Source organism: Micromonospora sp. DH13, assembly GCF_020873825.1.
In the GTDB taxonomy this organism is placed as follows: domain Bacteria; phylum Actinomycetota; class Actinomycetes; order Mycobacteriales; family Micromonosporaceae; genus Micromonospora; species Micromonospora haikouensis.
The window spans coordinates 69,536-77,488 of the sequence record NZ_JAHWGR010000036.1 but is presented as its reverse complement, the minus strand read 5'-3'; the positions used below and the strand labels follow the sequence as shown (position 1 = coordinate 77,488).

10 protein-coding genes are annotated in these 7,953 nt (G+C 73.9%); 6 read left to right on the top strand and 4 right to left on the bottom strand.

Annotation, left to right across the window (positions count from 1 at the left end; all coding sequences use genetic code 11):
* Positions 1-9: 9 nt before the first annotated feature.
* Positions 10-243 (bottom strand): hypothetical protein, encoded by a 234-nt coding sequence (locus LPA42_RS27660; protein WP_036374862.1) that lies wholly within the window; start codon positions 241-243, stop codon positions 10-12.
* A gap of 245 nt (positions 244-488) precedes the next feature.
* The gene (locus tag LPA42_RS27655; protein WP_043964218.1) at positions 489-2,090 is read right to left on the bottom strand and encodes an RNA polymerase sigma factor; all 1,602 of its coding nucleotides are present in this window, start codon (positions 2,088-2,090) and stop codon (positions 489-491) included.
* Positions 2,091-2,377: 287 nt separating this feature from the next.
* Between LPA42_RS27655 and LPA42_RS27650 the strand changes: the two genes are divergently transcribed.
* Positions 2,378-3,193, top strand: a complete 816-nt coding sequence (locus LPA42_RS27650; RefSeq protein ID WP_077936792.1) for an inositol monophosphatase family protein — start codon at positions 2,378-2,380, stop codon at positions 3,191-3,193.
* Between the two features lie 32 nt (positions 3,194-3,225).
* Here the strand turns inward: LPA42_RS27650 and LPA42_RS27645 are convergent, their stop codons facing one another.
* A complete protein-coding gene (locus LPA42_RS27645; RefSeq protein ID WP_176734137.1) occupies positions 3,226-3,741 on the bottom strand; it encodes a LytR C-terminal domain-containing protein in 516 nt (171 codons plus the stop codon).
* Positions 3,742-4,175: 434 nt separating this feature from the next.
* Between LPA42_RS27645 and LPA42_RS27640 the strand changes: the two genes are divergently transcribed.
* Positions 4,176-4,472 (top strand): DUF4193 domain-containing protein, encoded by a 297-nt coding sequence (locus LPA42_RS27640; protein ID WP_007075406.1) that lies wholly within the window; start codon positions 4,176-4,178, stop codon positions 4,470-4,472.
* 228 nt (positions 4,473-4,700) lie between these two features.
* Entirely contained in the window at positions 4,701-5,570 is an 870-nt protein-coding gene (locus LPA42_RS27635) for a hypothetical protein (RefSeq protein WP_228986962.1), read from the top strand.
* Positions 5,571-5,615: 45 nt separating this feature from the next.
* Here LPA42_RS27635 and LPA42_RS27630 read toward each other — a convergent pair whose 3' ends face one another.
* Positions 5,616-6,119: a DUF3093 domain-containing protein gene (locus LPA42_RS27630; RefSeq protein ID WP_077936793.1), complete on the bottom strand. Its 504-nt coding sequence runs from the start codon at positions 6,117-6,119 to the stop codon at positions 5,616-5,618.
* An 83-nt stretch (positions 6,120-6,202) separates the two neighbouring features.
* Here LPA42_RS27630 and dut point away from each other — a divergent pair, with 83 nt between their 5' ends.
* The 3 genes from dut to LPA42_RS27615 all read left to right on the top strand — a co-directional run bounded on the left by dut (position 6,203) and on the right by LPA42_RS27615 (position 7,932).
* Positions 6,203-6,709 carry a dUTP diphosphatase gene (dut, locus tag LPA42_RS27625; RefSeq protein ID WP_043962514.1) on the top strand — a complete coding sequence of 169 codons (507 nt, stop codon included), beginning with the start codon at positions 6,203-6,205 and terminating at the stop codon, positions 6,707-6,709.
* A 25-nt stretch (positions 6,710-6,734) separates the two neighbouring features.
* The gene (locus LPA42_RS27620; RefSeq protein WP_077936794.1) at positions 6,735-7,370 is read left to right on the top strand and encodes a DUF3710 domain-containing protein; all 636 of its coding nucleotides are present in this window, start codon (positions 6,735-6,737) and stop codon (positions 7,368-7,370) included.
* Between the two features lie 178 nt (positions 7,371-7,548).
* Positions 7,549-7,932: an OB-fold nucleic acid binding domain-containing protein gene (locus LPA42_RS27615; protein WP_043962516.1), complete on the top strand. Its 384-nt coding sequence runs from the start codon at positions 7,549-7,551 to the stop codon at positions 7,930-7,932.
* Positions 7,933-7,953 lie beyond the last annotated feature (21 nt).

Below are 7,953 nucleotides of genomic sequence, written 5' to 3'. Positions count from 1 at the left end.
CTCTTGGGGTCAGTTCGCCATGAGATCGGCGCCACGCCAGCTGAACTCGGGGTCCGTCGCGTACCGCACGGTGATCTTCACGAGATCCTCCGCGTACTTGTTCGCGTGGTGCCCACAGAACACCAGCTCGCTCCCGCCCGCCAGAGTGATACGGAGCTTGCCGGCAGCGTTGCAGCGGTCGCACCGTTCATCGGCGGCTGGGGGAGCCACCGTCTCGGGCGGCGGCGTGAGGGTCGGGGTCATCGCCTTCCTCCTCTGGTCGTCACCGATGAACAATCTCGTCGGTCGTTGCTCACCTATCGTGCAACACCCGACGAGGGTCTTGCCTTCCCTGTGTGCCCGCGGGGGACCGAGGTCACACCTGGCGGCAACAGTGTGCCGTGCACCAAGGGTGCCACGTCAACGATCACAATCGTGCAACCGACCGATCACCATCGGGTGTTGTACGGCTGGTGATCAAAGCGACACGGGCAGTTGACGAACGCGGGTCAGTCCAGGTAGTCACGGAGAACCTGTGACCGCGACGGGTGACGCAGTTTCGACATCGTCTTCGACTCGATCTGCCGGATCCGCTCCCGGGTCACGCCGTAGACCTGGCCGATCTCGTCCAGCGTGCGCGGCTGGCCGTCGGTCAGGCCGAAGCGGAGCCGGACCACGCCCGCCTCACGCTCGGACAGCGTCTGGAGCACCTGCTGGAGCTGGTCCTGCAGCAGGGAGAAGGAGACGGCGTCGACCGCGACGACGGCCTCCGAGTCCTCGATGAAGTCGCCGAGCTGACTGTCGCCCTCGTCACCGATGGTCTGGTCGAGCGAGATGGGCTCCCGAGCGTACTGCTGGATCTCCAGCACCTTCTCGGGTGTGATGTCCATCTCCTTGGCCAGCTCCTCCGGGGTGGGCTCGCGGCCCAGGTCCTGGAGCAGCTCGCGCTGGATCCGGCCGAGCTTGTTGATCACCTCGACCATGTGCACCGGGATGCGGATGGTGCGGGCCTGGTCGGCCATCGCCCGGGTGATCGCCTGCCGGATCCACCAGGTCGCGTACGTGGAGAACTTGTAGCCCTTGGTGTAGTCGAACTTCTCGACCGCCCGGATCAGGCCGAGGTTGCCCTCCTGGATGAGGTCGAGGAACGCCATGCCCCGGCCGGTGTAGCGCTTGGCCAGCGACACCACCAGCCGGAGGTTGGCCTCCAGCAGGTGGTTCTTGGCCCGCTCGCCGTCGCGGGAGATCCAGCCGAGGTCGCGGACCATCTCCCGGACCAGCTTCTCCTCGCCCTCCTCGGCGGCGCGCAGCCGCTCGGCGGCGTAGAGGCCCGCCTCGATCCGCTTGGCGAGCTCCACCTCCTGCTCGGCGTTGAGCAGGGGCACCTTGCCGATCTGCTTGAGGTAGGCCCGCACGGAGTCGGCGGAGGCGGTCAGCTCGGCGTCGCGACGCGCCTGCTTGAGCGCCTCGGACTCCTCGTCGTCCCACTCGAAGTCGTTGTCGGTGGCGGAGCTGGCGGCGTCGGCCGCGGCGGCCTGGGCCAGCTCGGCCGGCTCCTCGACCACCACGTCCTCGATCTCGGCGGCGAGCTCCTCCGGATCGATGTCGCCCTCGGCGCCCTCGCCCTTGGGCTTGGCGGCAGCCTTGGCCGGCTTGCCCGCGGCGGCGGCCACCGTCGCCTTGGTGGCCCGGGTGGGCCGCGCGACCTTCGCCGGGACGGCGGCCTTCGCCACCGCCTCGGTCGTCGCCTTGCGCGCGGCGACCTTCCGGGGAGCCGGCGCGGGGGCGTCGTCGGCGGCGGGCGCCTGCTTCGGAGCGGGCGCGGCCACCTTCTTCGTGGTCTTGGCGGTGGTGGCCCGGGACGCCGGGGTGGCGGACCGGGCGGCGGCGACCCGGCGGCGCGGGCTGGCCGAGCCGTCGACGACCACGGTCACCCCCGCTTCCGCGAGCGCACGCAGGATCTTCTTGGCCTGGGCCGGAGTCACCTCGGCGGACTCGACGGTGCGCGCGAGCTGGGCCGACGTGAGCTGGCCGCCGGCGCTCTGCGCGTGGGCGATCAGGGTGTCGGTGAGCGAGCGAACGTCGGCGCCGGTCTGGCGGGGTTCTGTCACGAAGACCTTCCGGAGGCGAAAAGCGAGCACGGCCGGGTTGCCCGACGCGGCGCGGAACACGGTGCCGGGCGATGTCGTTGAGGGACCCCCGTGTCCCGGGCCGGCCGGTGGCTGGCGGTCCGTGGCGCGTGGGCAGGGTGAATTGTAACGCCGTCTGCCGCGATCATCCTGCGCCGCACGGCGGACCGACTGGCGGGACCGCCGATTCGACGCAGATGTGGACTTTGTAAGGATGATACTCGCGCGCGACCCGGACGGGTCCGGTCGTGCGGGAAGGGGACGAACCTATGGACCGCGCGGTGCCGCCACCCGGGGAACTGTTGGAGATCGCCGTCGATGTCGCCCGGGCCGCGGCGGCGACCGCGCACCGGATGTGGGCCGAGGGGGTGTCGGTGGCCGCCACCAAGTCCACCGTCACCGACGTGGTCACCGCCGCCGACCGGGCCGTGGAGCGGCAGGTGCTCGACGCGCTGCGCCGGCTCCGGCCGCACGACGCGGTCCTGGGGGAGGAGTACGGCGCGGGCGACGCCGCCCCGGCCGCCCGGGTGCGCTGGATCCTCGACCCGATCGACGGGACGGTCAACTACCTCTACGGGCTGCCGTGCTGCGCGGTGTCGCTGGCCGCCGAGGTCGACGGCCAGGTGGTCGCGGGCGTGGTGCGCAACGTGTTCACCGGCGACGAGTGGACGGCCACCGCCGGGGGTGGCGCGTACCGGGCCGGGGAGCGGCTGCGCTGCTCGGCCGAGACCGACCTCGGGCAGGCGCTGGTCGCCACCGGCTTCGGCTACGACCCGGCCCGCCGGACCCACCAGGCCCGGGTGCTCGCCGGGCTGATCGGCCACGTGCGGGACGTCCGCCGGCAGGGGGCCGCCTCGGTGGACCTCTGCCTGGCCGCCGAGGGGCGGCTGGACGCGTACTACGAGAAGGGCCTGAACCTCTGGGACCACGCGGCCGGCGCGCTGGTCGGCACCGAGGCCGGGCTGCTGGTCGGCGGGCTCGGCGGGCGGCCGGCGGGCCCGGACCTGGTGATCGCGGCCCCGCCGGCGCTGTTCGCGCCGCTGCACGACCGGCTGGCCGACCTGGACGCCTCGGGCGGCCCCTGACCGCCCGGAGGTGACCGGGCCGGCCGGCCCGGTCACTTGTCGACGGGCATCGGGCAGGTGCCGGCCGGGGCGACCGGGGCGCCCAGGTCGCCGAGGGACTGGTTGACCTCCGTGGTGGTGGCGAGCTGGGCGAAGCTGTTGCCCAGGACCACGTCGACCGTGTCGTCCTTGCGCTTGATGTCGAACTTCGGCTCGGCGTTGTTGAGGAAGTACGCGCGCAGCAGGTGGGCGGAGCCGACGCCCTTCGGGCCGTACTGCAGGACGGCGACGCCGTCGAGCTGCTGCTTGGCGTTGCCCTCCTTCTTCACCTGGAACTTGCGGTTGCGGAAGTCGTCCGCCACCTTCTTGGCGAGACCCGCCTCGTCGGTGGCGTTGTAGACGTTGATCTTCACGTCCTTGTTCTCGTGCAGGGTCACGTCCGCCAGCGGCGCGCCCTCGGGGCAGCCGGCTGCCGCGCCGCCCTTGCCCTGGGTGTCGCGGACCACGGCCACGACCACGAAGACCAGGGCGACGACCGCCAGCAGACCGACGACTACGAGTGCTCGCACTCGCGCAAAGCTCATCCTGGCGCTCCCCGGACGGTGATTGGGTGGCGGCGGCCGGGGGCGGGTGGGCCGCCCCGCCGGCCGTCGAGTACGCCGCTGAGGCTAACGGTTGTCCGGCGGTCGCGTGGAAACAGTCCGACATGCCGGCGCGCCAACCGGGAAGCGGGTAGTACTACCCCTATCTTCGTGTCGCCTGAGTCACATTGGGAACAACTTCGAGGTCTGGGGCGTACATCTGAGCCGCGAGGGCGGTATACATGCCTCGCCCGAGGGGGGTAAGGTACCGCGCTCGCTGGGGGAGTTTCTCTGGCGGACCCGGTCCGGCCGGTGGCCGGGTCGGGTGACCGACAAAAGTTGGTGGCCGGCAGTGGAACCGAAACAGCGCCTTCCGGCGTTACAACCGGGAGCGACCATATCGATATGGGAGAGTGAAACCGATGGCCACCGACTACGACGCCCCGCGTCGCGACGAGGTCGACCTCGGCGAGGACAGCCTGGAAGAGCTCAAGGCCCGGCGGGTCGACTCACAGTCGGGCGCCGTGGACGTCGACGAGGCCGAGGTGGCCGAGAGCTTCGAGCTCCCCGGTGCTGACCTGGCCGACGAGGAGCTCACGGTCAAGGTGCTACCGATGCAGCAGGACGAGTTCCGATGCGCCCGCTGCTTCCTGGTCCACCACCGCAGCCAGCTGGCGGTCGAGCGCAACGGCGAGCTGATCTGCCGCGAGTGCGTCTGACCGCGACAGGGCACACCAGCACCTCGACGGGGGACACCAGCGCCTCCATCCGGCGACATCAGCGGCGGCCTCATCGGTGAGGCCGCCGCTGTGGGAGCCGCCGATCCCGGGCACGTCCGCGCCCGCCGGTGCGCCACCGGCCCACGGCACCGCCGTGCGCCGGTGGCGGGGAACTGCTTGACTCGTCGGGACGGTTCCCCACCCGCCGAAGCACCGGGAGGTCGACGCATGGTCGAGCGCAGCGACGACGGCGGGCGGCCCGCCACCGACGGCACCGGCGGGCCGGAGCCCGCCCCGCCGAGCCGCGCCCGCACCGGGTCCGAGGCCGCCCGGCCGGGCGGCACCGGCGCGGGGGAGGAGCTGGGCGCGACGGTCGCCGCGCTGACCGCCGACGACGTCGAGCCGGCCCGCCGGCGGCAGCTGCTGACCCGGCTGGTCGGCCAGGTCCGAGGCCGGGGCCTCGCCGACCTGTTCAAGCCGCGCGCCGCCGTCCGCTGGATGACCGACGCGGTCGCCGACGTCGCCCCGCACGTGCCGATCCGGGACCTGGCCACCCTGCGCCGGCACTTTCCCGGCCTGGACGACGAGGCCCTCGCCGACCGGCTGGTCCGCAACGCCGCCCGGACGACCGCCGCGATCGGCGCGGCCGGCGGGGGAGTCGCGGCCGTCGAGTGGGCGGTCGCGCCGACGCTGCTCTCCGCGCCGGTGCTGCTGGCCGCCGAGACGGTCGCCGTGGTGGCCGTCGAGCTGAAGCTGATCGGCGAGCTGCACGAGGTGTACGGTGCCCCGCTGCCCACCGCCGGCACCCAGCGGACGGTGGCCGTGGTGCAGTCCTGGGCCAGCCAGCGGGGGATCAACCCGATGATGCCCGGGGTGGGCGTCGGCGCGGTGCTCGGCACGGCGGCCCGCAAGGAGCTGCGGGACACCCTGCTCAAGCGCTTCGGCCGCAACCTGACCACGCTCGGCCCGTTCCTCACCGGGGCGGCTGTCGCCAGCTATCTCAACCGGCGGGCCACCCGGTCCCTCGGCGAGCAGCTCCGCAAGGACCTCGGGCGGCAGCGGCGCGAGCTGCCCGGCCCGCCGCCCGCCCTGCCCTGACCGCCGAGGCGGGTGCGTGCGGGCGCCTCAGCGTCGCGGGCGGGCTCAGGCCGGCGACGACGGGTTGGCGTCGCGGGCGGCGAGGAGCGCGGCGGCCAGGCGTACCGGGTCGCGGGTGCTGACCACCCAGAACGGGGTGGGGTCGGCCGGGTCGTCCAACACCACCTGCACCGCCCCGGCGATCCAGGGGCGCTGCACCACGAACGCGAGCGGGTCCGCCCCGACGCCGAGCACCTCGCGGCGGCCGGCGGCGTCCAACGGGACGGCGTCGGCCACGAACCGCACGGGCAGGCGGGCGTCGTCCACCCGCAGCTCGCCGTCGGCCACGGCGACCCGGACGCGGCCCAGCCACCACAGGGCGGCCACCGTCGCCGGCAGCAGCACCACGAACGGCAGCCAGGCGCGCAGGCCGCCCGCGCCCAGCCACAGCTCCAGCGCGAGGAATCCGCCGAGGGCCGGCCCGGCCAGCCAGAGCCACCACGGCAGGCTGAGCCGCTCCGCGTACGTGGTGGCGGTCGTGGCGGAGGTGGGGGCGGGCGATCGGCTCACTCCTGCCAGGGTACGGCGCGCGACGGCTGGTCGACCCGGCAGGATGACAGGGCACCCCGTGAACCGGACGGAAGAGGCAGACCGTGACCGACGACGTACCCGTGCCCGTGCGGCGGCTCGACCCGCAGCTGCCGCTGCCGGCGTACTCCCATCCCGGCGACGCCGGGGCGGACCTGGTGGCCGCCGCGGACGTGGAACTGCCCCCCGGCGGCCGGGCCCTGGTCCCGACCGGCCTGGCGATCGCCCTCCCGGAGGGGTACGTGGGTCTGGTGCACCCCCGGTCGGGCCTGGCGGCCAGGCTCGGCGTGACGGTGCTCAACGCGCCCGGTACGGTCGACGCCGGCTACCGGGGTGAGATCCTCGTCAACCTGATCAATCATGATCGGGAGACACCGGCGAAGATCGCCCGTGGCGATCGGATCGCGCAACTCGTTGTCCAGCGGGTGGCGCGGGCCGATTTCCGGCCGGTGGCCGAGCTGCCGCCGTCCCGGCGGGGCGTCGGCGGGCACGGCTCGACCGGCGGGCACGCCGGGCTCGTCCCGCCGCCGGCGGACCGGGCCGGCGGGCAGCCGGAAGAGGTGGCAGGGTGAGTGCGAACAGCGGAGGGTGGGTGCAGTGATCTTCTCCCGAAAGCGGGCCGGTGACGGTCGGCAGGCCCGTGACGAGCGGCCCGCCGAGGCCGTCGACGGCGCGACCGCCGAGGCACCGGCGCGCGGCCCGTACGACGTCGCCGAGGCCCCCGACGGGGTGCAGCGGCTCGACCTGGGCAGCCTGCACATCCCGGCGGTGGCCGACGTGGAGGTGCGGGTGCAGGCCGACCCGGAGGGCGTGATCCAGCAGGTCGTGCTGGTGCACGGGCAGAGCGCCCTGCAGCTCGGCGTCTTCGCCGCGCCCCGCTCCGAGGGCATCTGGGACGAGGTGCGCGAGGAGATCCGGCAGTCGCTGTTCAACGACGGCGCGGCGGCCCAGGAGGCACAGGGCGAGTACGGCCCGGAGCTGCACGCCCGGGTGCGCACCCCGGACGGCCTGACCGACCTGCGGTTCGTCGGGATCGACGGCCCGCGCTGGATGGTGCGCGGCGTCTACCAGGGCGCCGCCGCGACCGACCCGGCCGCCGCCGGCCCGCTGCGCGAGTGCCTGGACGGGCTGGTCGTCGACCGCGGTCAGGAGGCCAAGCCGGTGCGGGAGCCGCTGCCGCTGCGCCTGCCGCGCGAGGTCGCCGATCAGGCCACCCCGCCCGTCGAGGCCTGAGCGGGGCACCGACCGGCCTACCCGGGCCCGCCGTCGGCGTACCGTCGCCGGGCCGGCCCGGGGCGGGCCGCCGGTCCCGACCCCGCGCCGGCCGGCGTACGCTGGCGGGACGGCCTCGCCCACGCAGGCCGCACCGGTGCCGGCGCGGCCTGCCGGCGGAGGAGAGGTTGACGCGGTCATGACGACCGAGGAGGGCGGCCGGGTCTCGTTCCGGCGGCTGCTGCACCGGCTCACCGCGAGCGAGGCCGAGATCGAGGCGCAGGAGCTGCGCCGGGAGAGCGCCGAGTCCGGCGGCGTGCCGGCCCGGCAGTGCGCGCGGGGCCAGGTCGTCTGCGTCAACGGCCGGCTGCGCACGGTCGTCTACACCCCCCGGACGAACCTCCCCACCCTCGAAGCCGATCTATATGATGGCAGCGACGTGGTGACCCTGGTCTGGCTCGGGCGGCGGCACATCGCCGGCATCGAGCCGGGCCGGCACCTGACGGCCAGGGGCCGGGTGGCGGTGCGCGACGACCGCAAGGTCATCTACAACCCGTACTACGAGTTGGAGCCGCCGAAGTGACGACCCGCACGCCCCCGACGG